Below are 26,538 nucleotides of genomic sequence, written 5' to 3'. Positions count from 1 at the left end.
CCGTGACACCCCGGACGCTGAGCACCTTCTTCCGAGCCCACGCCATCGCGTCGCGGGACGTCCTCGGGTTCCGGGTCGAGCGCCGGCTCGGGCTCGTCACCAGGGCGGAGGTCGAGCTGCGCTACGGGGCCTACGTCGATCCGGACGAGCTGCTCGGCAGCCCTGCCACCCTTGCATTCGGCTGGGAGGGCCCGGAGCACGAGGTCCACGGCGTGGTGACGGACGTCGAGATTGCCGCCACGCCGGCGGACCACGACCTCCAGGGCGCCTTGTACCGGATCCACGTCGCCTCGTGGATGGGGCTGCTCGAGCGCGAGGTCGACTGCCGCATCTTCCAGGACAAGGACGTGAAGGAGATCGTCTCCGAGGTGCTGCGGCGCGCTGGTATCGACGACCAGCGCCAGTCATGGCGGCTCGTGAGCGGCTATCCGAAGCGCGTCCATTGCGTGCAATACAACGAGAGCTCGCTGGCCTTCGTCTCGCGGCTCCTCGAGGAGGAGGGCATCTACTTTCACGCCGAGTCCGGCGACGCTGGCGAGGTCGTCGTCTTCGAGGACGACAGCACGTCGAGCGATCCGATCGACGGAGACAACGAGGTGCCTTATCGGCTCGGTGCCGGGCTCGCCGGCGTCGAGGACGCGATCGGCGTCCTCACGCGGCGGTGCCGCACGGCGACGGGCAAGGTGGTCTTGCGCGATGTCGACTTCGAGGCGCCGACGTTGGACCAGACCGTGACCGCGGCGGCGGATACGGACGCGGACCTCGAGGTGTACGACCATCCGGGGCTGTACACGGATCGGCGCGAGGGGGAGCGGCTCGCCCGGGTCCGGCTGGAGGCCCTGCAGGCCGAGCGGGCGCTCCTCGAGCTGGAGTCCGGATGCCCGCGGCTCATGGCGGGCCGGTGGCTCAAGCTCGTCGATGCCCCCGACGGTCTGGACGGCGATCACTTCATCACCGCTGCCGACCACGAGCTGCGCGACGGGGTGTACCTTGCCCGCGCCACGACCGTTCCGAGGGGCGTCCGCTACCGCAGCCCGCGGCGCACGCCCGCGCCGATCATCGAAGGCCCGCAGACGGCGGTCGTCGTCGCGCCGCCGGGCGCGCCCACCGAGGACATCCATACGGATGCGCACGGCCGGTGCAAGGTGAAGTTCCACTGGGATCGCCACGGCGAGGGCGATGACACGGCTTCGTGCTGGATCCGCGTGGCGCAGCCGCAAGCGAGCGGGGCGATCCTCCTGCCGCGGGTGGGATGGGAGGTGATCGTCGAGTTCCTGGAGGGCAACCCCGACAGGCCTGTCGTGACGGGGCGCGTCTTCAACGGGCGATTCATGCCGCCTTACGCGTTGCCTGAGGGCAAATCGCGCACCGCGCTCCGCACGAGCTCGTCGCCTGGCGGGTCGGGCGCGAACGAGATCCGCCTGGAGGACAGGGCTGGGAGCGAGGAGCTCAGCATCCGATCCCAGAGGAACACGACGCTCGCGACGGCGAACGACAAGACGCGCTCCACGGGCGTCCATGAGTCGAAGAGCGTCGAGGTCGACGCGCGGCTCACGGTGGGCGCGGACCAGAAAATCGAGGTGACGAACGGTTACCTGAGCACCGTCGACGGCGCGCAGACCGCGACCGTGGGCGGCAATCGCACGGTGCAGGTGAGCGCCGTCCTCGGGCTCACGGCCAGGGGGGCGAGCGCGGCGACGGTGGGCGGCACGCACAAGGAGATGGTCGGCAATCCGGCCAGCGCCCTGCTGTCCCTCTCCGGCACGGCGCCGACCGAGGCAGCGACAGCGGAGGCGCGCCGCGCGCTCATGGCGCTCGACCGGGCCGTCGTTGCGAAGGTCGACCAGGTGATGGCGCCAGTCCATGCCCTGGAGAGCCAGCTCGGGGATCTGGGAGCTGCGATGGACGCCCTCGGGGCCGGGAACCTGGGCGCCACGGGGAAGGCGCTCGACGCGGCAGCGCGTCTGCCTTCGCCGGCGGCCTTCGGCGCGTCGCTCGGCGCGATCGCCGGCGGGCCGGCGCCCGCGGGCGGCGACGCTGGCTGGCTCGAGGCGCTGCTCGGGGGCGGAGGGGCGGCCGGCGTGGGCCGCCCCGGCGATGCGTCGGGCGTCGGCTCCGGCGCCTCGGGCGAAAGCGGAGCGGGGCCGGACGGCGGAGCGGCGAGCCCTTCGGCATCGGACAGCGCCACCGGGCCGGGGCACTCCGTCAACGTGTGCGCCTCGACGCACGACGAGAAGGTCGGTGGCATGAGGGCGACGATCGCGGCGGCCGGCATCCACACGACGGTCGGGGGCGCGCGGGTGCAGCGCGTCGGGGCGGCGCGGGTCGAGCTCGTGGCCGGTGCGCGGGTCGAGACGTGCCTCGCCGACAAGACGGAGAAGGCGGCTGGCCTGGCCGTCGTGAGCGGCGCGCCGGAGGCGGAGAGGGTCGGCGGCAGCCGGACGACGATGGTGGGCGGCGCCGTGATCGACAGGATCGGCGGCTCGCACACCGTCGTGGCAGGCGGCAAGGGCATGTTCATCGGCGCGTTTCACGAGGTGGACGCCGCGGGGGCCATCCTGCTCAAGTGCGGCCCGAGCGAGGTGGTCATCGACGGCGGGGGCGTGACGATCAAAGCCGGGCTCGTCACGATCACCGCGCCCGACGTCAGGCTGAAGCGCAACGTGTCCTTGATGTGAGGCGATATGGATGCGCCGCGCGTGGACAACAGGACCGATTTCGCCGCTGCGCCGTTCCTGCTCATCGGCAAGGACGGCGAGCGCCTCGTCGTCGTGGTGAAGGCGACGTTCGTGCTGGTCGCCGGGCAGGGCGAGCTCGAGCTTCCGGACGGGGCGGAGCAGCGCCGCATCCGCAGCGCCGACGTGCCGTGGGGCGATCCGGAGATGAGCAGCATCAAGTATCCAGCGGACCTGTGCATCGCGAAGCCGGGCACGGACGTCATCGTGGTGGCGGCGGCGCACGCGCCCGGCGGGCAGGCCGTCCCTTTCTTCGATGCCGGCGTGCGGATCGGCGCGCTGGAGAAGGTCGTGCGGATCTTCGGGCTGCGCGTCTGGCAGGCGAACGGCGCCGCGCTGTCCGAGCCGCGCCCCACGACCGGGATCGAGGTGCGGTACGACCACGCGTGGGGCGGGCTGGATCGGAGCGATCCGTCGCGCCCCGTGGAAGAGCCGCGGAATCCGGTGGGGATGGGGATCGCGCGCGATCCGGCGGCGCTGACGCACAAGCCTGCTCCGTTCATCGAGGATCCGGCGGAGCTCATCGCCTCGGCGAGCACGCGCCCGGCGCCCGCGGGGCTCGGCGCGATCGGCCGGCACTGGGAGCCGCGGCGGCGTCATCTGGGGACCTACGACGCCGCCTGGCGCAGGCAGCGCGCGCCGCTCTTGCCCCTGGATCACGACGATCGCGCCAATCTGTGCGCCTCGCCAGGGCTCATCGCGGCCCCGTCGCTGCGCGGGGGAGAGGACGTGGCCCTGCTCAACCTCACGCCGGGAGGGGGGACGACGCGCTTCCGGCTCCCCAGCGTCGCCGTCGAGATCGCGATGAGGGCGAGAGGGCGAGCGCCTGAGGTCGTTTTGCCCGCGGTCGATACGGTCCTCGTCGACGCGCTCGCGCCGGCGGGCGTCGTCGTCGAGCTCGTGTGGCGAGCGGCGTTCCAGCCCCCGCGGCGCATGAAGGATGTCGAGATCGTCGTGACCGAGACGGGGGCAGGGTGAGCGCGGTCGGGGTCGTCAGGGTCGGGGCACGGACGCCGATCGGGCTGAACGCCCGGCAGACGGGGTTCTTGCTGCGCGCGGGCTTCCCGGCGGTCGCCGAGGCGCCGCTCGCGAGCTCGGCGGGCGAGGCGATCTCGATGGGGTTCATCCCGGTGATCGATCCGCGCATCGTGGGGCCCGAGCGGCTCGTCCTGCTCGCGGTGCCGGCGTTCGAGGAGGCGGCCGCGCCGATCCGCGACGGGAGGACGTTGGTCCGGCTCTCGCTCGACGAGGGATATCCCGACGCGCCGGCGGCGACGCAGCTCCTCGCGGCTGCCGTGAAGCGCTCGATGCCGTCCGCGACCGTGGGCATCGTCGCCGGAGGCGAAGCGGCCCTGGGACCGCTCCTCTCCGAGGCGCTGAGCGCACTCTCGTCGAGGCTCGCCGACGCGGTGATCCTGGGCGGCGTGCACAGCGATTACGACCCGCGTGCGATTGCGGCCCTCGAGGAGAGCGGGCGGCTCTTCTCTCCCGACAACCTCGACGCGCGCATCCCGGGAGAAGCTGCGGTGTTCTTCGCGCTGATGCGCGACGCGGACGCGGAGCGCCAGGGCCTCCGCGCGCTCGCGCGCGTGCTCGGCGTCGGCGCGGGGCGGGAGCGCGCCCGGCCTGGCGACGACGCGCCGGCCTACGAGGCGCTCGGGCTGACCAGCGCGGCGCAGCAGGCGGCCGAGCCCCTGGCGCGGGCCGGGAGGACAGCGGGGTGGATGTTGACCGATCTCACGGGGGAGATGCGGCGGCTCCGCGAGTGGCAGGCTGCGTTCGTGCGGATGCAGGACGTGCTCGGTCGCCCTTATGTCATCGATTCTCCAGCGCAGCGCATCGGCTACCTGGGGGCCGCGGCGGTGCCGCTCTTGGTCGCGATGGCGGCCACAGCGTGGGAACACGGGTATGCACCGTCGCCCGTGGCGATCGCGACGGCGGGGAACGACGGCGGGGAGCGGGCGGCGGTGCTGCTCGCGAGCGCGGCGCGAGGGGCTGAGAGGGAGGAGCAGGCATGAGCATCACGGCGTGCGGGATGGATTGCATCACGGCCAGGTCGGGGCACCAGATGGTCCCGCTGGCGGCCAGCGTGTGCACGACGCCGGCCGCGCCTGGCCCGGTTCCGGTGCCGTATCCGGTGTTCGCGAGCTCGGCCGACGGGATCAAGAACGCGCCGGTACGAACGAAGATGGGCGGCGCCAAGATCCTGACGGTGGGGGGGAGCTTCAAGGCGTGCCACGGCAACGAGCCAGGGACGCTGAAGGAGGTGGTCAGCCTCAACACCGGCGGGCCGTCGTTCCTCGTGATGGGAGCGCCGATCGTGCTCGTGGAGCTGGGCATGGTGGGGATCACCGGCAGCCCCGGCTTCTTGAACAAGGGAGGGCTCTGATTCATGTCGATAGGCCCTGGGCGCCGCGGTCCCGCCGGGAGCGTGCGCACGCAAGGCATCGGGTGAGGCGGCGAGCCATGTCCGACGAGCTCTCCGCCTTCGACGCTGGCGCGCCCTGGGTTCGGCACCTGGAGCGCGCGCACGCGCTCCTCCACGCGGTCGCGCGCTTCATCGAAGCGCAGCGTGAGCCGAGCGCCCATCTCGCGCCCGCGGCGCGCAGGCTCGAGAGCGGCCTCGGCGCGCTGTACGACGCGTTCGATGGCCGCGCCGACCGCGTCACGGCCATCGGTCGCGCGCACGGCCATGCCTTTGCGGCCGCTGTGCTCGTGGCCCGCGCGGGTCAACCGCGGGTGCTCGCTTCCCTCCGGGACGCGTGCGCAGCGCTCGTCGCGGCCGAGGAGCAGTTCGCCGGCGCGCCGCTCGCCGGGCCCAACGCCGCCGTGCTTCGCGCGGGCGTCGACGGTCCGCCGCTGCACGTCGTCGAGCGGGCCTCGCTCGTCCCAACGTTCCGCGCGCCGAAGCTGCCCGAGCCCGAGCCTGAAGCGCGAGAGCTCGCGCCTTCGGAGCCGAGGACGTTCGATGAGCTGGCCGCCATGGCCGAGGCGATGCGCCGTCTGGCACGCGAGCGGACCGAGGCGCTCGTCCGTCCGGCGAGACCAGCGCCGAGGCTGGCGAAGCCGGCCTCGGCCGGGGGAGAGGCGCCGCCCGGATTTGCGTTCGCGCCGCCCGCCGCGATCTCCGACGGGGACTTCGTTCGTCGCTGGTCGCGCCTGTGCTTCGAGGACATCGGGATGCTGGGCATCCAGCGGGCGCCGCTCCCGGGTGACGACTGGCGTTCCTGTCAGGCGCTCGAGCTGCGCATGGTCGCTGCCATCGACGCGCTGGCGGCGCTCGGTCCGACGGCGATCGCGCACGTCGAGCCGATGGCGATGGATGCGCCGGCCGCCGACCCCATGCGCGTCTTTGCAGCCGCGATGATCGCCGGGTGCCTCGAGGGTCGCGACGTGCTCGCCTGCGCCGAACGGGTGCTGTTCCGGTTCGGCCCCGGCAATCCGGTCGTCGCCGGGGCGTTCGTCTCGGCCATGAAGCTCGCCCGGAACCCGTTCTTGCCGAGTTGCCTGCGGGCCTTGTCCGCGTCCTCCGAGCGAGGGTGCCGGGCGATCGCCGTGGAGGTGCTGGCCCACCGCGGCTGGCTCACGCCCGCGGAGCTCGAGGGGCTGAGCGAGGAGGAAGACGCGCGCGTCTTTGCGCTGGGGCTGTCCGCGCTCGCCGCGGCGAGACATCCGCGCGGTCGACGCGCGATGGAGCGGGCGCTCGCGCACGAGGATCTCGACGTCCAGGCGGCGGCGCTCGACGCCATGCTCCTCGCGGCGCACCCGGGTACGGCCGAGGCCGCGCGCAGGGCGGCGCAAGGGGCGCTCGGGGATCGGGCGCTCGTGCGCGTTTCGCTGGCCGCCCGCGAGGAAGACGCCTTCTGGCTGCTCGAGCGCATGCAGCGATCGCCGACGCCTGCCGCTGTCGAGGCCGTGGGGTGGGCCGGGCTCGTCGAGGCGATCCCGAGCTTGCTGGATCTGCTGGAGTCGGCGGTGGAGGGGGTGGCGCGCGCCGCCGGCGCCGCGCTCGAACGGCTGCTCGGCGCGAACCTCGTGAAGGAGGTGGAGGTCGACCCGGAGGCGCTGGAGGATGTGGGGGTGATCGATCCGGACCCGGCGCCGTTCCGGGGGCGTCGTCCGCTCGGAGAGCTGGTGAGCGATCCGCGCGACCGCCCGCCGGTCGGATCGAGAGAGACGCTGGAGGTGCCATCGACGGATCCCGCGCGCTGGCGGGCGTACTGGTCGGAGCACAGGGGGCGCTTCGACCCGAAACGGCGACTGCGGCGCGGGCGGATGTACTCACCGTCGGTGTCGCTTCACGAGCTGTGGAGGCTCTCGCTCCCGGTCGAGGATCGGAGGCGGCTATGCAGGGAGCTTGCGGCGCAGACAGGGAGATGGGCGCGCTTCGATCCGCACGATTTCGTCACGGAGCAGGAGCGGTGCCTCGGGGCGTGGCAGGCGATTCTCCAGGAGACGCGCGAGGCGCCGGGGGCCTGGGGGCAGCCGCTGGGAGAATAGGCTACTGCTTGGCGGTGTCGCCGGAGCAGATGACGAACTGCGTGGCGCCGTCCTGGGCGCCGCCGTTGCCGGTGAACCGGACCTGCCGGCGCTCCGTGGACGGGCACTTCGCGACGACCTCGTCTCGGCCCAGGCCGAGCCGCGGGTCGACGTAGCACCACCCGTGCACCTTCTCGCCGCCGACCTCCACGGGCGCCGGCGGCACCGTGTCCTGGCAGGCCTTGAGCTCGGCCGGATCGCTGAGCTGCTCGACCTCGCAGACGCAGTTCCAGCCGTTCGCCGTCGCGACCGGATCGTCGAGCACCATCTGCTCCGCCAAGCGGTGCTCGGTGGGCACCATCCGCCGCGCCGCGGCTCCGTCGCAGCTGCACTGCCCGTCGGCCACGGTCCGCGCCTCCAGGACCAGGCAGCTGACCTGTCCGTTGTCGTTCGGCTGGAGGGCGCGGGGCAGGCACTGCCCGGCCAGCTTCGTCTTCAGACGATCGACGATCGCGCCGATCGCCGGCCGATAGCCGAAGTCGAGCGCGCCCTCGACCTCGGCCTGCTTGCTGAGCTCCGCCGGGCACACCGAGCCGACGATGCCCTGGTCCCCGAGGCTCCGGATGAGCTCCAGCTGCCGGAGGCCCGGATAGGCCTTCGCGTTCACCTGGATGTTGCTGTCGGTGCCGTCGGGGTTGTCCTGGCACAGGGGGCTGTTGTAGTCCGTCTTGTCGGTCCGCTTGTCGCAGTCTCCGTCCATCACGGGGTTTTTCAGCGGAAACACGCAGGCGAACTGGAGGTCGCCGAAGGTCGTCTTGGGCTCCCACTCGTGGCCGTTGATGACGTTGGCGTCGTCCGGCGAGCTCACGCCGGCGATGGGCGTCCCGGTGATCGGGTTCACGCCATCGCGGGGCCTCGGCGACTCGACCATGTGGGGATCCGCGGGGGGGCGGCGCGCCTTGGGATCTCCGAGGATGATGTCCCAGGTGCTCTGGAAGCCAGCGATCGGGGCGCTCAGCTCCTCGGCGCTCTTGAAGCCGCCGACGGGGTTGCCGTCCTTGTCCTTGCCCTTCTTGAGGTCGGGCTGGCCCGCGTCGTTCTGGCGCGCGATGTCCTGCCAGGGGACGCCGACGAGGCCCGCGAAGAACACGAGCTCCGGCGACCGAACCGTGCTGAGCTCGTCGTCCGGGTCGAGATCCGAGAAGAGCGGGTTGTTGACGATATCGCCGTCGTGATCCTCGATCTGCGTCTTCGTGAGCGCATCCGTGTAGCGGTCGATCGGGTAGAGCAGGTCGATCCCGAACCGCTCCTTCTGATTGAAACAGCGCAGGTTGGGCGGGTCATGTTCCAGGTCGAGCGCCTTGACCTTGCCTCCTTCGCTGCAGGTCTCATCGACCGGGCACCCGCGAGGGGCGTCCACTCCGCACGACGCGCAGCACGGATCGTCCGGACCTTTCTCCGCGCACTCCTTGCGCGGCTGGAACATCCGGAACGGGGGTGGCCGCGCGACCCAGAAGTCCGTCCCGCCCTCCCGGATGGAACAGTCGTTCTCGTCCGACAGCATGATGATCGCGAGGAGCGAGTCCGGCCGGAGGAACGCCTTGCGCTGATCCAAGAGCGCCTTGTCCAGCCCTGTCCGGATCGCCTTGCCGTTCACCACCTCGAGGGTGTCGTAGGGCGCTGGGTCCACGAGGAAGCGGTACCAGCTCTCCAGCTGCGACTCGTAGCCGCACCCGACGTCGCCCACCCCTCGGACCATGTTCGTCAGCGTCGGCACGAGGCCGTGCCCCGCGCCGTCGTCGAGGATCGACTCGCCGGCAGGGTTGAGCCTCTGCTCTGGATCCCAGGCGAGGAACCCCTTGTTTTCATACGTCGGTGGGGCGTCGTCGCCGTCGCTCCGGGCGATGAGGTGCCCCATGTCGTTGTTGGAGATGTGCACGGTCGACCCGGCGCACGCGCTCTTCCCGTCGGGGGTCATGGCCGCAGCGCCATGGTCGCCGAGGCTCGTGCTGATGATCCCGATGTGGATGTCGAGGACGGGCTCGAACTCGCGCTCCATGCCGCTATCGCAGACGCCGTTCTTCGGCGGCGACGATCTCGCGGGGTCCAGCGGATCGACGCACTGGGGGTTGACCAGTCGCCTCACGAGGTCCGGCACGGCCAGCGCGAGGATTTCCTGCTTGTCCTTCATCGACGCCGAGTTGTCGATGGTCAGGAGGAGATCGATCTTGTCGACGTGCTGCGGGAGCCGCTCGACGACGGTGCCCGTCGTGCGCGTATCCTGGTTGGCGATGGGTCGGGTCAAGCACCCCGAGATGAGCGATGTACCGCCCACGACGAGGGAGCACCAGAGCAACGCGGCTGCGCGGGCAGCGCGGGACGGAGGACGATCGGCCATGAATCCTTCCTTGCGCGAGAGATGGAGTGGTCCCTTCGCGCGTCGCACGCGGCGCGCGCGCTCTGCCGGCGCGCCTGTCTCGCGCGGAGTGGATGACAGGCCGCCTGGCGATCGCGAGTTCAGACGCGGAGAGGGGGTGTTCTCTTGGCTGCGTGGCAAGAGCCGCGCGACGCCATCACGAAAAATGCAGGAAGCACAGGAAGGGCGGGCCGGCCGCCGCGTCGCGCAGGGGTGGTGCGGTCGTCGCGTCGCGCAGCCTCGGCGCGGCCGTGGCCCGGCGTGGGGACGGCGCGGCCGTGGCCCGGCGTGGGGACGGCGCGACCGTCGTCGCCCGGAGCGGACGAGGCTCGCGCCAGGTGGTGGTTCTGTAAAATTAAATTAAAGATGGAAAGTGGGCGTCGGGCGTCGGGGCGCCGTCGGCAGGCGACCGCGGTCGGAGCTCAGCTCTCGGCGGGGGCGGCCGTCTCGGCGCCGGCGACGAGCGGCGCGTACTGCGCGAGGAACTTGTTCCAGCGCTTGGCCTTGCGGCCGGGCTTGCGGGAGCTCTGGGAGCTCCTCTCCTGCTTCTGGGTGACCTTGAGGGTGAGGTGCTGGTGCTGGCGCGTAGGGCGATGCATGGCGGCGGATGCTGCTCGAAGGCGCCGCGCTGCGCAAGCCTCAACGCGACGGAAGCCGCGCCCGCTCGTCCCGCTCCGGCCCCAGGCGGCCGAAGCTGTGGATCCCGTAGATGAGGACGACGAGCGCGATCAGCGTGAGCCCCATTCCGGCGTCCGAAGGCCCGACGCCGACGAGCGCGAGCCCGGCGACGAGGAGCATCCCCCCGCCGCCGAGCGCGCGGCGCGCGCGCGCCTCCTCCTCCGTCCGCTGCCCCCGGCGGCGCGCCGGGCGGCGCGCGCCCTCGCCCTGATCGACCGCGCTCACGGGAACTTCTGCGTCCGCGCGTAGGTGATGAAGTCCTGCACGTCGCGCGTCAGCTCGCGCTCCGCGGTGATCGTCGTGCGCTCGTGCGACTCGCCGACGAGGTCGTCGTAGAGGTAGTTCTGCTGGTAGAGGAGCACGACGCGGACGGCCCCGTCCGGCCCGCCGCGGACGATGCGCAGCTTCTCGTCCCGGCCGTTGGGCGGCGGGAGCGCGGCGCCGAGCGCCTGGGCGTCCTCCTCGGTCACGTAGACGACGCCGTACGAGCGGTTCTGCACGCCGACGTCGACGCGGACCTTGCCCCCGCTGACGAGATCGACCTCGCGCCCGAGCACCGGCTTCGCGCCTTCCTGCACCATCGCGCGGCGGATGACCTCGATCGCCCGGCGCTCGTCGAGGGCGCGCAGCGGGTTGGGCGCGCGCGCCTCACCGCCGCCGCAGCCGGCGAGCGCGAGCGCCGCGGCCGCGATCCCCAGCGCGACGCGCGCCGCCTCGCGCGCGCCGCCGAGGAGACGGCGCGCGCCCCGGGCATCGCCGGGCAGGGCCGCGCGCGCTGAAGGCCGATGCTGAAGGGGACCGAGATGGCGGGCCCCCGACCCGCGTTGAAGCTTCCTCCACATGAGCGGGCATGAGAGTAGCCAACCGCCCGGAGCTTCGCTACTTCTCCCGGCATGGCGCGGCTCGCTGCCATCGACATCGGATCCAACGCCATCCGCCTCCGCATCGTCGACGTCGATCCTCCGGCGCTCGGGGCGTTCGGCGGCGGCAGGGAGCCGGCGCTCGCCGGGGGCCCGGCCGGGGCGCACGACGCGCCGCGCTTCCACCCGTTCCGCGACGTCCACGCGGACCGCGCCTCCGTGCGCCTCGGGCACGACGTGTTCACGAAGGGCCGGCTCGAGTCGGGGGTGATCGGCGCCGCCTGCGAGGCGCTCCGGCGCTTCCGCACGGCGATGGATGCGGCCAAGGTCGACCGTTACCGGGCCGTGGCGACGAGCGCCGCGCGCGAGGCCCAGAACGGCGACCTCTTCGTCGAGCGCGCGGCGCGCGAGGCCGGCGTCCACGTCGAGGTCATCGAGGGCATCGAGGAGGCGCGCCTGGTCCAGCTCGCCGTCCTGGAGCGCGTCGCGCTCGGCGACCGGACCGCGCTCCTCGTCGACATCGGCGGCGGCTCCACCGAGCTCACGCTGCTCCGCGGCCGCAGGGCGGTCTTCTCGCGCTCGCTCCCCCTGGGGACGGTGCGGATGGTCGAGACCTTCCTCGAGGATCGCCGCCCCGTCGACGCGGGGCACCGGCGGCTCGTCGAGGAGTACGTCGACCGCGTCATGGTCGACGCCACGCGCGAGATCGTGGAGCTGCTCGGCGAGGGCTCGGGCTCGGGGGTCGATCTGCTCGTGGGCACGGGCGGCAACATCGAGACGCTCGCGGACCTCTGCCCCCTGCCGGGCGCGCCGGTCGAAGGGCGGGCGATCGACGTGGCCGCGATGTCCCGCCTGCTCGACGAGCTGGTGTCGAAGACGCCCGAGGAGCGCGCGCAGATCTACGGCCTGCGCCCGGACCGCGCCGACACGATCGTCCCCGCCGCGACGATCCTGGGCCGCGTCGCCCAGTCGTTCGTGCAGCCGTTCATCGTCGCGCCGGGGGTCGGGCTGAAGGAGGGCGTGCTCGTCGACCTCGCCCACGCGCACTTCCTCGGGCCCGATTTCCGCGGCGAGGCCGCCGCCGTCAGCGACGCCTGCACCCGGCTCGGCCGCCGCTACCACTTCGACGAGCAGCACGGCGCGCTCGTGGCGCGCCTCGCCGAGCGGCTCTTCGACGACCTCGCGCCGCGCCATCGGCTCGGCCAGCGCGACCGGATCCTCCTGCGCGCGGCGGCCCTGCTCCACGACATCGGCGACTTCGTCCGCTACGAGGGGCACCACAAGCACAGCTATTACATCATCGCCCACAGCGACCTCATGGGGCTGACCCCGGAGGAGCGCGCGATCGTCGCGAACATCGCGCGCTACCACAGGAAGTCGCCGCCCAGCATGGACCACGACAACTTCCGCGCGCTCTCGCGCGACGCGCGCGCCAAGGTGAAGGCGATGGCGTCGATCCTCCGCATCGCCGACGCGCTCGATCGCGAGCACCGGGCGAAGGTCGCGGACGTGAGCGGCCGCATCGAGGAGGACACGTTGGTGATCGAGGTGCAGGGCGCGGAGGACCGGGCGCTCGAGGAGTGGACCGTCGTCGCGAAGGCGGGGATGCTGCGCGACGCCCTCGGCCTGGACGTGCGGATGGTCGACGCCACGCCGAGATCGCACCCGCCGACCTCCGGCGGCTGACCCGCGGGAGGCGCCGCGGCCTCCGAAAAAATCGCCGCGGCGTTTGCGCGGAGCCCTGTGCGTCACCATGTAGGTCAGCACGGGGGAAACTGTGCCTCCGGGAGGGCGCGCGGCGACGCCGTGCCACCGAGCGCGGCCGTGCCGCGAGCGAGGGCGGCTGCGCCGCCGCGCAGAACGAGGGCGAGCGACCGTTGACGCTGAAATCTCCAAAGCTGATGGAGGCCCGCCGCGCCGCCGGCGTCCTGGAGTCCGCCCTGCGCGGGCACACCGGCGATCTGACGCTCGCCGACGCCTCGGCGCGGAGCGGCTTGCCGTTGCGCGACGCCGAGAGCGGCCTGCACCTGCTCGTCAGCGAGTACCGCGGGCACCTCAAGGCGACGTCCGAGGGCGAGCTGCTCTTCCGTTTCCCGCACGGCTTCACCAAGCCGTGGGAGACCCGCACGCGGCTCGAGCGCGCGCTCGGGTTCGTCCTCCGCGGCGCCGCCGGCGTGGCCCGCTTCGTCGTGCGCGCGTGGATCGCGATCGTGCTGATCGCGTACGTCGTGATCTTCGTCGGGATCCTGATCGCCCAGCTGCTGGCCCGGTCGAACAGCGACTCGCGCGAGCACGGCAGCTTCTCCGGCTCGTTCGCGGGCTACGTCCTCTTCCGGATGGTCTTCGACGCGATCTTCTGGACGTTCCACCCCTTCTCGCCGTTCGTGTGGACGGCCGAGCCGCCCTGGTCCTCGTCCTCGTCGTACGGGCGCCGCGGGGCGTTCGGGCAGCCCAGGGACGAGACGCCGTTCTACGAGAAGGTCAACCGGTTCTTCTTCGGCCCGACGCCGGCGCCGCGCGATCCGCTGGAGAGCGAGAAGCTCATCCTGGCCGAGATCCGCGCGCAGCGGGGCCGGATCGGGCTCGCCGACGTGATGCGCGTGACCGGGCTGTCGCGCGACGAGGCGGACCCGATGATGGCGCGGCTGATGCTCGACTACGACGGCATGGTCGACGTCTCGGAGGAGGGGGGGATCGTGTACCGGTTCGAGGCGATCCGGCGGACGGCGGCCGAGGCGCCGTCGCGGGCGCCGGCGCCGGTCTGGGCGAAGCGCGAGGAGCTGCCGCCGCTCACCGGGAACGGCCCGGGGGTGAACGCGCTCATCGTGGCGCTCAACGGGTTCAATTTGATGATGAGCGTCTACGCCCTCGGGGCGCACCTCACGCTGGACAACCTCGGTCTCCTGGCCCGCGGGGTGCCGATGGCGGAGCTGCCCGCCACGGGGACGGCGGTGGCGCTCGGGGTGGTGCCGCTCGTCTTCTCGCTCGCCCTCTTCGCGCTGCCGCTCGGCCGCGCGCTCCTGCGCCCGCTGAAGCGGCGGCGGCTCGCCCGGCGGAACGCCCGGCGGGCGGTGCTGCGGGCGATCCTCACCCGCATCGGCGCGCGGCAGGTCCGGGAGCCGATCACGGAGGCGGTGCTCCAGCGGGCCTGGCAGGACGCGGCCGGGGAGGCGCCGCGCTCGGAGGAGATCACCCGCGAGGTGGTCGCGCTCGGGGGTGATGTGGACCTCGAGGCAGGCGACGGGATCCGGTACCGCTTTCCGGATCTGGAGACCGAGGCGAAGGCCCTCGAGGCCGAGCGGGAGGCCGCCTCCGAGGACGAGGCGCGCCCGGGGAAGGTGATCTTCTCGTCCGGCGCGTGAGCACCGTCTCGGGCGGTTTTGTTCTGTCGAGGCGGCCGCCGACAAAGCGTCATTGTCGTGGGCGCGCGTACGGGGCCGTACCGCACGGATTCGCCGTTGATTGACGCGCTCTGGCTCGGACGTCTACGGTAGGTTTAATTTCGCTCATGTACTCCGTTGACAATAGAGCCGGTCGTCTCATCGAAGTGAGGCTGGCCTCACCGCTCCCGGCTGGCGAGGTCGACGCGTGCATCGCCAGGATCCAGGGCATCGTGACCCAGAACCGGCACGGGGCCGTGGTGTGCATCGAGCTGCTCCAGGTCGACGTGCTCGCGCCCGAGAGCGCGGAGAAGTTCCTGGAGATGATGCGCGTGCAGAACGCCACGGTGCATCGGACCGCCTACCTGCTGCCGGTGGCGAACGCGATCCTCGGGCTCCAGGTCGAGCGGCTCATCCGCGACGCGCACAACTCGAGCCGAAAGGCGTTTCGCGACACCACGTCGCTCGAGGCCTGGCTCGTCCCGGTGATGACGATGGTGGAGGCGCAGCAGCTCCGGAAGTTCCTGTCGCAGCTCGGCTGACGCGCCGGCGGGCACCGAGGAAGACGGGCCGTCGAGGGGTTCGGCCAGGCCGGCGGCGCGCCGCGCAGAAAAGACATCCTGTGGCGCGGCCCTGACGAGCGCGATCCGGTCGAGTCGACCTCCCGGGGGCCCGTGGCCGAGCGCGCCTCTCGGGGCGCCGCCGCGTGGTATACGGGGTCGATGCGACGCGTCGCCATCGTCGGAGGCGGTCTGGCCGGGTGCATCGTCGCGTTCAGGCGGGCGGCGGCGGGCGATCGGGTGACGCTCGTCGAGGCGGCGCCGCGGCTGGGCGGGCAGCTCTGGACCGAGCGGACGGCTGGGTTCGTGGTGGAGCACGGCGCCGAGGGGTTCATCGCGCGGAGCGAGGCCGTGCCCGCGCTGGCGGGCGCGCTCGGCATCGCCGGCGATCTCGTCGGCCAGGAGACGCACAGGTCGTTCGGCTTCGACGGCGCCGCGCTGCGGGAGCTCGCGCCCGGCGAGGCGGCGGCGTTCCTCGGCTTCCAGGTGCCGCGCGACGAGCTCGGCAAGGGGATCCGCACCTTCCGCCTCGGGATGGCGCAGCTGACCGAGACGCTCGCGCGCGCGCTCGCGAGCGACGAGCGCGCCGACGTGCGCACCTCCGCCGCGGTCGCCTCGCTCGCGCGGGCGGCCGGCGGCGGCTTCCGGCTCGCGCTCGCCGGCGGGGTCGAGGTCGACGCCGACGCGGTGGTGATCGCCACCCACGCCGCCGGCGCGGCCGCGCTGCTCGGCGAGCCGGCGCGGGCGCTCCGCGACGCCGAGACGCTCTCCAGCGTGACCGTCTCGCTGGCCTACCCGCGCGCCGCGATCGAGCACCCGCTCGACGGCACCGGCTTCGTGGTCGCCGCGGGGCACCAGGAGCACGGCTTCCGCGCGTGCACGTTCACGACCTCCAAGTTCGCCGAGCGCGCTCCCGCCGGCCATGCCGCGCTGCGCCTCTTCTTCCGCCCCGAGCCGGCGGACCTCGAGCAGATGGGCGACGACGCGTGGGCGGCGCGCGCCGAGGCCTCGCTCGCGCGCGTGCTGCGCGTGCGCGGGCCCGCCGAGCGCGCCTGGGTCTCGCGCTGGTCGAGCGCGCTCCCGGTCTCCACGCCCGCGCATGCGGCGCGGGTCCGGGAGACCGAGCGGGCGCTCGCCGGCAGCGGGGTGCTCCTCGCCGGCTCGGCGTTCCACGGCTCGGGGATCGACGCGGCCGTGCGCTCCGCCGAGGCGGCCGCGGAGCGCGTCGGCGCCCTGCCGTGACGTCCCCGACCCGGACGCGAGGAGGCTGCGCGCCATGACCACGCACCTCACCGGTAGCTGCTGTATGCCGATGGAGTCGGCCACGGCGGGAGGCGCCCGGCGAGGCGACGACCGAGGCGAGGTCACGTGGTGGTCTCGGGGGCCGGGTGCAATGAGCGATTCCGGATCGAGGCCGGTGTCCGATAGGGCACGAGGTGTGCACTGCGCAGCAGCCTTCCGCCACCCTCGTCATATCCAGGGCAAATCGCCATAGATCCGCGGTAATTCCCGATTGCGGCGACCGGCGCCGAGGCCCGGCGAGCCCTGGTCTCGAAGGCGAAGAAAAAAGAATCGACTCGAAGAACTTTTCTGTTGCGCAGCCCCTTCAAGGGGAGTACTCATCGTCGAACAGGGATTCGTTATGTTCAGCCGCCGCGACAACATGCAGCTCATCGCCAACCAGCCCAAGGCGGGAACGCCTGAAGCGATCGTGGGATGGGACCATCTGCTGGGTGGCGATCCCTTGGCGCATAGCCCCGGATACTCCTGCGGCCTCCGCCCGTCGCGGAAGCTCGGTAACCCGGACAATAGCGCCTAGAGGCAGCTAAGCACGCGTCGATCGACGACGTTCGCGAAGGCCGCCTCGGGAGACCCAGGCGGCCTTCGGCGTTTTGGGGCTCGTGAGCTGTAGGTCCGATGTGGGCTGCAGGCCTGTCGTGGGCCATAGCCGCCTCGTGGGCCTCAGGCCTGCTGTGGGGCGCGGGCGATAGGCTCGTCGAGGAGAGAGATTGTCTTGCTTGCAGCGCGTGCGAGATCGCCGCGCGCTGCGGCGGGGGATTGCGCCCATGGAAAGGAGGCGCGGCAGAGAATGCGCTGGAGGCATTCGATTCGATAACGAATGACGTTCGGGGGGGCATGATGCGCGCTCGCGAGGGCGCGATAGGGATTCGTGTGCGTCGGCTCTGGGCGCGGCACCGCCCGCGCGGCCATGGGTCGCCGTCTCTTCCGGCCCGGAGGCTCGAGCTCTTCAGATCATGACGGCCTGCCGGCGCGGCAGGCGATGCGGAGGTGCGTCCTCCGCGCGGACCCGTAGCTCAACTGGATAGAGCAGCCGCTTCTTAAGCGGACGGCTGGAGGTTCGATTCCTCCCGGATCCACCCGGCGCGCGCTCGGCATTCCATGCCGGCGCGCGCGCCGTGAGAGCGCTGAGATCGTCGAAGCGCTCTGATGGATCCCTCTGTGGAGGGGTCGCTCGTTCTGTGACAACCAGGATGTGCAATGTAGATGGAGGCGCGCTGCGCCTCCATGTTCCGGTGTAGCTCAATGGTAGAGCGCCCGCTTGTTAAGCGGTGGGTTGGAGGTTCGATCCCTCCCGCCGGAGCCGCGCCCCCGGCGCTCGGTGGCAGGGCCCGCCTCGTTCACGCGAGGCCCGGGCTCGCCTCCGGCCGGGGGCGCATCGGCGCCTGCCGCGAGCAGGCGCTCCGGGATGTAGCCCAGTGGAGAGGCGCCTCATTTGGGGTGAGGAGAACCGCCGGTTCGAATCCGGCCATCCCGGCGATAGCTTGCGTGGGTGTTGCTCTTCTGGTGAAGAGGGCAGGTTGTGACCCTGCGGAGACGGGTTCGATCCCCGTACGCCCACCCAGGACGGGTCGAACGCGCTCGGTTATCTTTGGTAGATCCTCCGAGCGCGCCGCTTATCCGTCCTCTTTTGCCCGGGCTCTCGGGCCGGAGGTGGTGTCATGGCCAATTATCTGAAGCACTTCGCCGCGCTGGTCACCCCGCAGCGGCGGAAGGCCCGCGCCGATCAGGTGCAGAACAGCGCCGGTGGCTTCGCCTTCGCCCTGGACGAGTGGGCGAGGCTCGACCGCTGGCTGATCCTCGGCGCGGAGGGGGGGACCTACTACGCGACCGAACGGAAGCTCACCGTGGAGAACGCCCGCGCCGTCGAGGCCTGCCTCGCCGCGGACGGGCCCCGCGCCGTGCGGCGCGTCGTCGATGTCAGCGGCTCGGGGCGAGCGCCGAAGAACGCGCCTGCGATCTTCGCGCTCGCCATGGCCTCCGCCGACCCGAAGCCCGAGACCCGGAAGGCCGCCCTCGCGGCCTTGCCCGAGGTGTGCCGCACGGGGACGGACCTCTTCCACTTCGCGCGCGACGTGCAGGGGTTCCGCAAGTGGGGCCGCGGGCTCCGGTCCGCCGTCGCTGCGTGGTACAACGGCAAGCCCGCCGACAAGGTCGCGGTTCAGGCGATCAAGTACCAGCAGCGCGACGGCTTCAGCCACCGCGATCTCCTGCGGCTCGCGCATCCTGTCGCGCCGACCCCGCAGCACGACGCCCTTTACCGCTGGATCGTCGGCGGCATCGAGGCGCTCGGCAAGGAGTCGGCGCGCGGCAAGGCGCTGCCCCTCGGGGAGCTGCCGGACGCGGTGCGCGCGTTCGAGTCGCTCCGCGCGGCGACGAACCGGAAGCAGGTCACGGCGCTGATCCGACAGCATCGCTTCACGCACGAGATGCTCCAGACCGAGTGGAAGAACGACCCCGCGGTGTGGGAGGCGCTGCTCGAGCACATGCCCCAGACGGCGCTCATCCGGAACCTGGGGAAGATGACCGCGATCGGCCTGCTCGCGCCCATGAGCGACGCGTCCCGCAGGGTGGCGCAACAGCTCACCGACGCCGGCCGCCTGAAGGCGGCGCGGGTCCACCCCGTCGCCGTGCTCTCGGCCCTCAAGGTCTATGAGCAGGGCCACGGCGAGCGCGCTCGCCGGCGCGAGAACGCGCTCTCGTGGACCCCGGTCCGCGAGATCGTCGACGCGCTGAACGAGGCGTTCTACCTCGCGTTCCGGTCGGCCGAGCCGACCAGGAAGAAGCACCTCCTGGCGCTCGACATCTCCGGATCCATGACCAGCGGCTCTATCGCTGGCGTCCCCGGCCTGACGCCGCGCGTGGCGAGCGCGGCCATGGCCATGGCGACGGCGCGGATCGAGCGCGAGTACAGCGTGGTCGGCTTCTCGGCGGCGTCGGGCGGGTACGGCGGCAAGTGGGGCGGGGGAGTCTCCGGCCTCTTGCCGCTCTCGATCTCGCCGGAGCAGCGGCTCGACGACGTGCTGCGCGCGGTGGAGGGCCTCCCCTTCGGCGGCACCGACTGCGCTCTGCCGATGATCTGGGCGAAGCGGAACCGGGTGGAGGTCGATTCGTTCGTCATCTACACGGACAATGAGACCTGGGCGGGCGGCGTTCACCCGTTTCAGGCGCTCAGGGACTACCGGCAGGCGATGGGCCGACCGGCGAAGCTGATCGTCGTCGGGTTGACGTCGACCGGCTTTTCGATCGCCGACCCGACGGACCCCGGCATGCTCGATGTCGTGGGGTTCGACGGGGCGGCCCCCCAGGTGATGGCGGATTTCATCCGGGGTGTCTCGTGACAGACAGCGTGACGGACGGGCTCCGCCGGCCCGTCCGTCCGACGCCGGGGCGCCGCGCGGGCGCCCCTCCTGCGGGACGCCGCCATGATGGATGGCACCTGTTCTTCATCATTTGCCCGGGCTCGCCCGGGCCGCCGAAGGACAGTTCTCGTGGTTCGACTCCAGCGTCCCGCTCCCAGGAGCTGCCCCCGAGCCCGATCGGATAGGGGCCGGCCTACGAAGCCGGTCGATGCGGGTTCGAGTCCCGCCGGGGGCGCCGGGATCCCGCCCTCCGTCGTCCGCATCATTGCCCGACCCGGGCCGAAGGACGACGGTTCTCGGATCCCGACCTTGCCGCTGTAGCTCAGCCTGGTAGAGCACCTATGCCGTTCTCCGCCCGCTTGCCCGACCCGGGCCGAAGGAGGACGGTTACCGTAACCTAGGATGTCGCGGGTTCGAGTCCCGCCGGCGGCGCCGCTTTGCCCTCGTATGCATCTGGTGAAGCAGCCTGATTGTCGATCAGGTGAGGGGAGTTCGATCCTCCTCGGGGGCGCCCCGGGAGCTCTCCGGAGCTCCTGCGAAACGGGCTTGATTGCTTCGTTGTCCGGCTCCCTCCAAAAAGAGCGAGCTTGGGCCAACGAAACCGACAGCTCGCTGTCCAATGCACAAGGAGATGACGATGAAGATCTGACGCGGTGATCGCTGGTCCGGGGTGATAGTTCAACCGGGAGAACACTGCCCTCGCACGGCAGGGATCGAGGTTCGACCCCTCGTCGCTCCACCGGACGGGCCGAAGCTCGTGGGTTACCATACCTGTTACGTGTGCCCCCCATGGCGTCCCTTGCCCGTCCGTTCGTCTCGTCGCCGAGGCGGGCCGCCGGCCGGCGTGCCGCACTTCGTGCGGGCGCGCGCGGCGCCCGGCGGCCCGCCTCCTTTTTTTCGTCGTAACCTGCGGTGGTAGCTCAAAGGTAGAGTGCGAGCGTGCCAAGCTCGCGACGGGAGTTCGATTCTCCTCCACCGCTCCATCCCTGAGTGCAACGACAGATTTCTGGGTGTGGCTCAACCTGGTAGAGCACCGGCTTCGGGAGCCGGGGACTGGGGGTTCGAATCCCCCCACCCAGACCGCGGAGAGGCGAAGCCTCGCCGCGACGCGCGACGGAGATCCCTGGGTGTGGCTCAACCTGGTAGAGCACCGGCTCGGGGAGCCGGGGGCTGGAGGTTCGAATCCTCTCACCCAGACCGCGGCGCGCGGATGTCACCGTGACGGAACGGCATACGTGGCAGGCTGAGATCCTGCGCCCTTCGGGGTATGTGGGTTCGAGTCCCACCGGTGACACCCTGCCCGGGTGGCGAAACGGCAAACGCTGCTGGCTTAGACCCAGCCTACTGGGGGTTCGACTCCCTCCCCGGGCACCGAACGCACGTGACCTGGAGCGACATCATGAAGAGAAAGAGACGATAACGAGGTGGGCCATGACCGCGCAGACGCTGCTTTTGACGCCATGGATGGTGCCCCATAAGGTCATCCCGTGGCAGACCGCTGTCACGATGAGCTTCCTGGGCAAGGTGGAGGTCATCGAGGAGTACGACGACGTCATCCGGTCGCCGTCGCTTTCCATCAAGGCGCCCGCGGTGGTGCGGCTGAAGCGACCGACGCTGGGGATGAAGCGCGGCGTGAAGTTCTCGAGGATCAACGTCCTGCTGCGCGACGGCTTCCGCTGCCAGTACTGCGGCGTGAAGAAGGAGGCACGCGAGCTCAACTATGATCACGTCATCCCGCGCGTGCAGGGCGGCAGGACCGTCTGGGACAACATCGTGGCCTCGTGTTACGCGTGCAACACGATGAAGCGGGGCCGGACGCCGGAGCAGGCCGGCATGAAGCTGCTCCGCGCCCCGGTGAAGCCGAAGTGGCTGCCCCCGGCGCCCGTCCTGGGCCTCAGCGAGCGGCGTATCCCGGAGCTGTGGGCAGGCTACTGCGCGAGCGCGGGATGACCCGCGCACCGCGCGCCGGCGCGACCATGACGCCGCCTCACGGGCGAGTCGTCGGGCGCGCCGGCGCGCGTCGGGGCTTCCGCCGCCGGGCGGGCAGGTGCACGATGGTCGGGCCATGGTGACGCCTCCGACGTCCGACCGCATCGAGGACGAGCTCGCGCCGTTCCCCGCGGTCCTGCGCGGCTGGCTCATCGAGGGCGAGCTCGGCCGCGGCGGGATGGGGCGGGTGTTCCGGGCGCGGCACCCGAAGACGCGGGCGCGGGCGGCGATCAAGGTGCTGCTCGGCGACTATGCCCGACGGCCGGACGTCGTGGCCCGCTTCCGGCAGGAGGCGATCGCCGTTAACATCATCAACCACCCGGGAATCGTCCGCGTCTTCGACTCCGGCGAGCTCGACGACGGCTCGCCCTACATCGTGATGGAGTACCTCGACGGCCGGGGGCTGCGCGACTGGGTGCAGGCCGTGCCGCCCGCGGATCGGCCGCGGCAGGTGGTGCGGCTCGGCTACCAGATCGCGTCGGCCATGGCCGCGGCCCACGCGTCCAAGGTCGTCCACCGCGATCTGAAGCCGGAGAACATCATGGTGGTCGACGACGAGCTCGCGCCCGGGGGGAGCCGCGTCAAGATCCTCGATTTCGGCATCGCCAAGGTCCTCTGGGGGGGTCTCCCCGAGGTGCTGGAGCTCGAGGGGAGAGGCTCCCTGGCGCCCGCGTCCGTGCCCACGATCCGCACCGAGCTCTCGACGCGGCCGGCGCTGACGGTGGGCGCCGCGGCCGGCCCAGCGAGCGCCCTGGGCGGCGCGAGCGCCACACCGGAGAGCGCCCTGGACCGCGCGGGCGCCACGCCGGAGGGCGAGGCCCACGAGGACGACGTGCTCCGGAGCCTCCCCGTCGTGAGCATCGGCAGGGCCGCGATCAACCCCGCGCAGGTCGAGGTCCCGGCCGAGGCGGTCTCCTCCGCGTCGGCGCGCGGGTCGCGCGCGTCGATCGAGCCCGGCGCGCTCGCGCCGCAGAGCGAGGGCGCAGGACAGCCCACGATGCCGTTCACGCAAGAGGGCGTGTGGGGCCTCGGGACGAGGAGCTACATGGCGCCAGAGCAGGAGCGCCACTCCGGGAGCGTCGACGTCAAGGCGGATGTCTACTCCCTCGGCGTCATCCTCTATGAGCTGCTCGAGGGGCGGACGCCCGACGCGCCGAGCGCGGCGTGGCCGCCCCCGATGAGCGCCGCCACGCCACCCGATCTCGTCGCCCTCGTCCACCGGGTGCTGGCGTTCGATCCCGAGGCGCGGCCGCGCATGGCGGAGGTGGCGAGCGCGCTTCACCGGCTCGGCCGGGCGAAGAAGGAGCTCGACGAGGCGCTCTCGAGGTGGGTCGCCGGCGGCAGGGCGCCGCGGCTCTTGCCGCGCGGCAAGGCGCTCCACGAGCTGTCCGCGTGGGCCCGGGACATCGACGATCTCTCCGGCCTGGAGCGCAGCTTCCTCGACGCGGCCGTCGCCGCGGAGGCGCGCCGCGAGCGCCTCACGCGGGTGCTGCTCGCCCTCGGCGTGGTCGTCCTGATGGGGATGGTCGCGACGACCACCGTGTTCTGGATGCACGCGACGCGAGCGCGCAAGACGGCGGAGGCCGCCGAGCGCGCCGCGCGCGAGCACAGCCGCCTCGAGGCGGCGGCGAACGCCTCGGCGCAGGAGGCGCTCGCGAAGATGAGCGAGGCGCAGCGCGCGACCGAGGAGGCGCTCGCCCTGGCGATGAAGGCGAGCGACGACGCGAAGAGCGCCAATTCTGCCAAGGAGTCGATGACCGAGGCAAAGCGCCTGGCCGAGAACGCCGAGCTCCGGGCGAGGCGCGCGGCCCAGGCCGCGGCCGCCGCGAAGGCCGAGGCCGACGCGCGCTACGAGCAGTCGAAGAGCGCGCTGGAGCGCGAGATCGCCGGCCTCGAGAGCGACCGCGAGCGCCTGGCGGCGCGGCTCGATCAGGCCGAGAGCGAGCGCGAGCGGGCGAGGGCCGCCCTCCGCTCGAGGGATCACGATCTCAGGACGGCGCTCTCGGAGCTGCGGCGTGAGTCCGCGCGCGTGGGCTGGCTCGAGCGCAAGCTCGACGAGGCCTCCGAGCGGATCGACGCGCTCGAGCGGCAGCGCGAGGAGTGCGTCATGCGACAGCCCAGGGGGCAGCCGCAGCCCGATCCGCCCCGGGACGGGGACGCGGTCCCTGGACAGGAAGAGAAGGAGGAGATCGCGACGCCGCCGGCCGAGCCCCCGCTGGACTCGATGCCGCCGGCGCCTCTCCCGCCGTTGCCGCGCGGTACGACGATATAGCCGCTCGCTGGGGGAGCGAGCGAGAGCGGGGCTCGCGCGCCGCGCGCACGAGCCCCGCGACCTCTTCGCTCGGGGCTAGCTGAGCGTAGGGATCTCCTCGCGACCGCGGTTGCCGCCGCGCGCGTCCACGATCCGCACCGTGCTCGCCTGGGGCCCCTCGTCGCCGTCCTCTTCCGTGTAGGCGACGCCCATGCCGATCTTCAGCTCGGAGAACGGCGCCGACACGATGCTTCGCTCGTGAAAATAGATCTCCCGACCATCGATCGTCGTGATGAACCCGTAGTCGTTGAACAGCTTGGTAATGACGCCTGCCGTGTCTTGCGCCGGGTGGGACTTCACCTCGCTCCGCTGCTCGCTCGCGAGCTTCTTCAGCTGGCGGCCGGCGCGCTGGAAGACGTCGCGCACCGCCGTGGGCAGCAGGTTCCTGGCGGCCCGCTCCTCGCTCACGATCTCGTGCTTGCCGGCGACGTGGAGATCGACGCGCACGCGGTACTCGCCGCCCGTGCCCTGGCTCGCGTGGTCGCGTTCGACGACCACGGCGCAGCTGTTGATGTGGTCGTTGAACCGCTGGATCTTGTTCGCTTGCTCCCGGATCAGCTCCTCGAGCGAGGGGCTTTTGTCGATGTGTCGGAAGGTGAGCTCCACTTGCATGCTCGCTCCTTTCATCCTGCGTCGCTGTGACGCGTCACTGCAGTCGATGTGAATCGCTGATTCGTACCAGCCGATTTCAGTACATGTGCGGGGTGTCTGACGTGGGCACCAGGTACTGCCCCGGCCTCGCGAGCATCTGCGCGGTCGCCCGGTGCGGCGCAGGTTCCGAGTGGTTGTTCTTCGCGACCATGAACACCTCGTGTGTGCCTGAAGTGAGCAGGTAGCAAGTTCGCTGCCACGGTCGCTCCGGCGTGCGGCAGCCGCGGGCGGCGAGCTCCGCGGTCGAGCAGCGCCGGGTCGGGTCAGGGCGGCGCAAGCTCTGCGCGACAGGCGCAGGTTCTTGCGTCCGTCGTGGATCTCCAGGCTGGCGACGGGAGCGTGGCGAGGAGCGACGGAGCGTCCTCCGCTGGGGCAGTTTGCGACACGCGGGGCATCTCGCGTCGTTCCGTCACATCTCCTCGGAATGCCACCCGCCCGTCCGGTCTGGGAAATCGAGGTAGCGCAAGGCGAACGAGCTCGACCGCGCCGGGCGCGGGGGCTGACCATCGCAGCGGGCCTTCGATCGCGCCGAGCGACTCGGTGGTTCGCCCGCCGCGCCGCAGCCGTGCCGATCGGGAGCAGGTGCGCACGGCGCGTCGCCCCGGCGCTGGGCGGCACCAGGGGAGCGAGCGCGCCGCTCGCGCGGCCGCGCATCGGGCCGGCCGTCAGCGGGCGCGCCGGCCGCGTCCCGAGCGCCGCTCAGCGGATCTCGAAGACGTAATCCGTGTCGTAGGTGCGGACGAAGAGCTTGCCGTCCTTCTCGACGAGGAACGCAGGCCCGCTCTTCAGCGAGAGCTTCGAGACCACCTTGCCGGTGGCGCGCTCGAGGACATAGAGGAAATCTGGCTCGGCCGTGAAGCCGTAACCGCAGAGGAGATGATCTCCGCGCAGGACGAAGTTCTCCGCGTTGCAGACGAGCGGCGCGCTCTGCCAGAGGAGCTGCCCGGAGGCGAGATCGATGGCTGACAGGTAAGCGTTCTTGCCCTTCGAGGAGGCCGCGTACGTCCTGTGTCCCGACGAGACGTAGAGCACGCCGTCCTTGACCACGGCCCAGCCGACGTGGCCCCGCACGAACTCGGCCTCGTTGGGGGCGATCTCGGGCGGCGTGAGGAAGCTCTCGAAATCGAAGAAGGCGACGACCCTGTGCGCCGCGTCGAGGATCGCGACGAAGCGCTCTGCGGCGAAGCCCGGGCCGTAGAACAGGGCGAGGTGGTCGCCGTGATCGATCGCCTTGACGAGCGGTTGGTGGCGGTAGCTCTCGGGGACGAAGGAGGGGAGGGGACGGGAGCCGCTCGCCTCGCCCGCGGCCGCGCTCGGCACCTGCAGCGTCGGCAGCGACAGACCGTTCGCGGTGAACCACGCCGCCTCGTCCGTGATCTTGTTCTTCTGCTCGGCGATCTTCACGAGGCGCGGGGCGGCGGAGCTTCCGGCCGGCGCGGGCCTGACGAGCGTCTGGCCGAACGGCGGCGGCGCGAGCTCCACGGGGGACCTGCCGTCGAGCGACGATGCGCGCGCCGCGCCGGCCCCCGGCGCGCGATCGTCCGCGGCCTTCTGCGCGGGCTGCGCGGCGCTGTCGCCCGCGGCCGCTGGCGCGGGCCGCGGCGCTGGGGCGGCGACGTGAGACGACGGCGTCGCGGCGCCGGGGTGCAGCGGGGCGCCCTGGGAGGTGTGGGCCGGCGGCGCGGCGTCCGGCTGGCAGGCACACACGGCGAGCAGCGCGGCGGCGAGCAGGCGCGCGCGGCGCCATGGCTGAGCTGAAGGAGGGGTGGCAGGCACGCGCGCAGCGTACCTCATCCCCCGGCCCGGCGAGCGCTACGC

At 71.8% G+C, this 26,538-nt stretch carries 19 protein-coding genes and 13 tRNA genes; 25 read left to right on the top strand and 7 right to left on the bottom strand.

The annotated features are described in order from the left end of the window. The first annotated feature begins 2 nt into the window (after window positions 1-2). The 5 genes from WMF26_RS33960 to WMF26_RS33940 all read left to right on the top strand — a co-directional run bounded on the left by WMF26_RS33960 (window position 3) and on the right by WMF26_RS33940 (window position 7,235). Entirely contained in the window at window positions 3-2,678 is a 2,676-nt protein-coding gene (locus tag WMF26_RS33960; protein WP_437996111.1) for a type VI secretion system Vgr family protein, read from the top strand. Window positions 2,679-2,699: 21 nt separating this feature from the next. Then, window positions 2,700-3,713, top strand: a complete 1,014-nt coding sequence (locus tag WMF26_RS33955) for a DUF2169 family type VI secretion system accessory protein (RefSeq protein WP_437996110.1) — start codon at window positions 2,700-2,702, stop codon at window positions 3,711-3,713. Then, a complete protein-coding gene (locus WMF26_RS33950) occupies window positions 3,710-4,753 on the top strand; it encodes a beta-ketoacyl synthase N-terminal-like domain-containing protein (RefSeq protein WP_437950294.1) in 1,044 nt (347 codons plus the stop codon). The genes WMF26_RS33955 and WMF26_RS33950 overlap by 4 nt, the downstream gene beginning before the upstream one ends. Next, entirely contained in the window at window positions 4,750-5,124 is a 375-nt protein-coding gene (locus WMF26_RS33945) for a PAAR-like domain-containing protein (protein WP_437567263.1), read from the top strand. Before WMF26_RS33950 ends, WMF26_RS33945 begins: the two co-directional genes overlap by 4 nt. 77 nt (window positions 5,125-5,201) lie before the next feature. Then, entirely contained in the window at window positions 5,202-7,235 is a 2,034-nt protein-coding gene (locus tag WMF26_RS33940) for a hypothetical protein (RefSeq protein WP_437996109.1), read from the top strand. Between the two features lies 1 nt (window position 7,236). On the opposite strand, the gene WMF26_RS33935 is transcribed toward WMF26_RS33940, so the two are convergent. From WMF26_RS33935 to WMF26_RS33920, 4 genes are all read right to left on the bottom strand, one after another. Next, a complete protein-coding gene (locus WMF26_RS33935) occupies window positions 7,237-9,612 on the bottom strand; it encodes a hypothetical protein (protein WP_437996108.1) in 2,376 nt (791 codons plus the stop codon). Between the two features lie 440 nt (window positions 9,613-10,052). Continuing rightward, window positions 10,053-10,229 carry a hypothetical protein gene (locus WMF26_RS33930; RefSeq protein WP_437332450.1) on the bottom strand — a complete coding sequence of 59 codons (177 nt, stop codon included), beginning with the start codon at window positions 10,227-10,229 and terminating at the stop codon, window positions 10,053-10,055. A 40-nt stretch (window positions 10,230-10,269) separates the two neighbouring features. Next, complete coding sequence (locus tag WMF26_RS33925) at window positions 10,270-10,533, bottom strand: hypothetical protein (protein WP_020738639.1); 264 nt, start codon at window positions 10,531-10,533, stop codon at window positions 10,270-10,272. Beyond that, window positions 10,530-11,150, bottom strand: coding sequence for a hypothetical protein (locus WMF26_RS33920; RefSeq protein ID WP_437996107.1), 621 nt, complete (start codon window positions 11,148-11,150; stop codon window positions 10,530-10,532). The genes WMF26_RS33925 and WMF26_RS33920 overlap by 4 nt, the downstream gene beginning before the upstream one ends. Window positions 11,151-11,201: 51 nt before the next feature. Between WMF26_RS33920 and WMF26_RS33915 the strand changes: the two genes are divergently transcribed. From WMF26_RS33915 to WMF26_RS33820, 20 genes are all read left to right on the top strand, one after another. After that, window positions 11,202-12,854 (top strand): Ppx/GppA phosphatase family protein, encoded by a 1,653-nt coding sequence (locus tag WMF26_RS33915; protein ID WP_437996106.1) that lies wholly within the window; start codon window positions 11,202-11,204, stop codon window positions 12,852-12,854. Between the two features lie 191 nt (window positions 12,855-13,045). Further along, window positions 13,046-14,530 carry a hypothetical protein gene (locus WMF26_RS33910; protein ID WP_437996105.1) on the top strand — a complete coding sequence of 495 codons (1,485 nt, stop codon included), beginning with the start codon at window positions 13,046-13,048 and terminating at the stop codon, window positions 14,528-14,530. 185 nt (window positions 14,531-14,715) lie between these two features. Continuing rightward, window positions 14,716-15,090 (top strand): hypothetical protein, encoded by a 375-nt coding sequence (locus WMF26_RS33905; protein WP_020738635.1) that lies wholly within the window; start codon window positions 14,716-14,718, stop codon window positions 15,088-15,090. 180 nt (window positions 15,091-15,270) lie between these two features. Beyond that, window positions 15,271-16,350, top strand: a complete 1,080-nt coding sequence (locus WMF26_RS33900) for a protoporphyrinogen/coproporphyrinogen oxidase (protein WP_437996104.1) — start codon at window positions 15,271-15,273, stop codon at window positions 16,348-16,350. A 1,062-nt stretch (window positions 16,351-17,412) separates the two neighbouring features. After that, window positions 17,413-17,486, top strand: a tRNA-Lys gene (locus WMF26_RS33895). Between the two features lie 152 nt (window positions 17,487-17,638). Beyond that, a tRNA-Asn gene (locus tag WMF26_RS33890) sits at window positions 17,639-17,710 on the top strand. 101 nt (window positions 17,711-17,811) lie between these two features. After that, window positions 17,812-17,884 (top strand) — tRNA-Pro (locus tag WMF26_RS33885). 12 nt (window positions 17,885-17,896) lie between these two features. Continuing rightward, window positions 17,897-17,971, top strand: a tRNA-His gene (locus WMF26_RS33880). Window positions 17,972-18,068: 97 nt separating this feature from the next. Beyond that, a complete protein-coding gene (locus WMF26_RS33875) occupies window positions 18,069-19,748 on the top strand; it encodes a TROVE domain-containing protein (protein WP_437996103.1) in 1,680 nt (559 codons plus the stop codon). A 184-nt stretch (window positions 19,749-19,932) separates the two neighbouring features. Continuing rightward, a tRNA-Arg gene (locus WMF26_RS33870) sits at window positions 19,933-20,004 on the top strand. 76 nt (window positions 20,005-20,080) lie between these two features. After that, window positions 20,081-20,201: transfer RNA gene (locus WMF26_RS33865), tRNA-OTHER, on the top strand. Window positions 20,202-20,208: 7 nt separating this feature from the next. Next, a tRNA-Asp gene (locus WMF26_RS33860) sits at window positions 20,209-20,280 on the top strand. 156 nt (window positions 20,281-20,436) lie between these two features. After that, window positions 20,437-20,508 (top strand) — tRNA-Ala (locus WMF26_RS33855). Between the two features lie 170 nt (window positions 20,509-20,678). Then, window positions 20,679-20,752 (top strand) — tRNA-Gly (locus WMF26_RS33850). 23 nt (window positions 20,753-20,775) lie between these two features. Beyond that, window positions 20,776-20,849: transfer RNA gene (locus WMF26_RS33845), tRNA-Pro, on the top strand. A gap of 43 nt (window positions 20,850-20,892) precedes the next feature. Continuing rightward, window positions 20,893-20,966 (top strand) — tRNA-Pro (locus WMF26_RS33840). Window positions 20,967-20,981: 15 nt separating this feature from the next. After that, window positions 20,982-21,063: transfer RNA gene (locus WMF26_RS33835), tRNA-Leu, on the top strand. 4 nt (window positions 21,064-21,067) lie between these two features. After that, window positions 21,068-21,140 (top strand) — tRNA-Leu (locus WMF26_RS33830). 60 nt (window positions 21,141-21,200) lie between these two features. Next, window positions 21,201-21,719, top strand: a complete 519-nt coding sequence (locus WMF26_RS33825; RefSeq protein WP_437332444.1) for an HNH endonuclease — start codon at window positions 21,201-21,203, stop codon at window positions 21,717-21,719. A 115-nt stretch (window positions 21,720-21,834) separates the two neighbouring features. Next, complete coding sequence (locus WMF26_RS33820; RefSeq protein ID WP_437996102.1) at window positions 21,835-24,030, top strand: protein kinase domain-containing protein; 2,196 nt, start codon at window positions 21,835-21,837, stop codon at window positions 24,028-24,030. A gap of 75 nt (window positions 24,031-24,105) precedes the next feature. Here the strand turns inward: WMF26_RS33820 and WMF26_RS33815 are convergent, their stop codons facing one another. The 3 genes from WMF26_RS33815 to WMF26_RS33805 all read right to left on the bottom strand — a co-directional run bounded on the left by WMF26_RS33815 (window position 24,106) and on the right by WMF26_RS33805 (window position 26,496). Continuing rightward, window positions 24,106-24,681: an HPF/RaiA family ribosome-associated protein gene (locus WMF26_RS33815; RefSeq protein ID WP_044986385.1), complete on the bottom strand. Its 576-nt coding sequence runs from the start codon at window positions 24,679-24,681 to the stop codon at window positions 24,106-24,108. A gap of 76 nt (window positions 24,682-24,757) precedes the next feature. Further along, complete coding sequence (locus WMF26_RS33810) at window positions 24,758-24,997, bottom strand: hypothetical protein (RefSeq protein ID WP_437996101.1); 240 nt, start codon at window positions 24,995-24,997, stop codon at window positions 24,758-24,760. Between the two features lie 422 nt (window positions 24,998-25,419). Beyond that, the gene (locus tag WMF26_RS33805; RefSeq protein ID WP_437996100.1) at window positions 25,420-26,496 is read right to left on the bottom strand and encodes a hypothetical protein; all 1,077 of its coding nucleotides are present in this window, start codon (window positions 26,494-26,496) and stop codon (window positions 25,420-25,422) included. Window positions 26,497-26,538 lie beyond the last annotated feature (42 nt).

The organism is Sorangium sp. So ce185 (genome assembly GCF_051526825.1).
Lineage (GTDB): Bacteria > Myxococcota_A > Polyangia > Polyangiales > Polyangiaceae > Sorangium > Sorangium cellulosum_D.
Note: the sequence above shows the minus strand (reverse complement) of the source record. Positions and strands in the feature narration are given on the sequence as shown.

What these genes read in the sequence shown, in the direction of transcription:
- WMF26_RS33945 (WP_437567263.1), top strand. Translation starts at nt 4,750, where the DNA reads ATGAGCATCACGGCGTGCGGGATGGATTGCATCACGGCCAGGTCGGGG.
- WMF26_RS33940 (WP_437996109.1), top strand. Translation starts at nt 5,202, where the DNA reads ATGTCCGACGAGCTCTCCGCCTTCGACGCTGGCGCGCCCTGGGTTCGG.
- WMF26_RS33920 (WP_437996107.1), bottom strand. Translation starts at nt 11,150, where the DNA reads ATGTGGAGGAAGCTTCAACGCGGGTCGGGGGCCCGCCATCTCGGTCCC.
- WMF26_RS33930 (WP_437332450.1), bottom strand. Translation starts at nt 10,229, where the DNA reads ATGCATCGCCCTACGCGCCAGCACCAGCACCTCACCCTCAAGGTCACC.
- WMF26_RS33825 (WP_437332444.1), top strand. Translation starts at nt 21,201, where the DNA reads ATGACCGCGCAGACGCTGCTTTTGACGCCATGGATGGTGCCCCATAAG.
- WMF26_RS33820 (WP_437996102.1), top strand. Translation starts at nt 21,835, where the DNA reads ATGGTGACGCCTCCGACGTCCGACCGCATCGAGGACGAGCTCGCGCCG.
- WMF26_RS33915 (WP_437996106.1), top strand. Translation starts at nt 11,202, where the DNA reads ATGGCGCGGCTCGCTGCCATCGACATCGGATCCAACGCCATCCGCCTC.
- WMF26_RS33935 (WP_437996108.1), bottom strand. Translation starts at nt 9,612, where the DNA reads ATGGCCGATCGTCCTCCGTCCCGCGCTGCCCGCGCAGCCGCGTTGCTC.
- WMF26_RS33900 (WP_437996104.1), top strand. Translation starts at nt 15,271, where the DNA reads ATGCGACGCGTCGCCATCGTCGGAGGCGGTCTGGCCGGGTGCATCGTC.
- WMF26_RS33875 (WP_437996103.1), top strand. Translation starts at nt 18,069, where the DNA reads ATGGCCAATTATCTGAAGCACTTCGCCGCGCTGGTCACCCCGCAGCGG.
- WMF26_RS33815 (WP_044986385.1), bottom strand. Translation starts at nt 24,681, where the DNA reads ATGCAAGTGGAGCTCACCTTCCGACACATCGACAAAAGCCCCTCGCTC.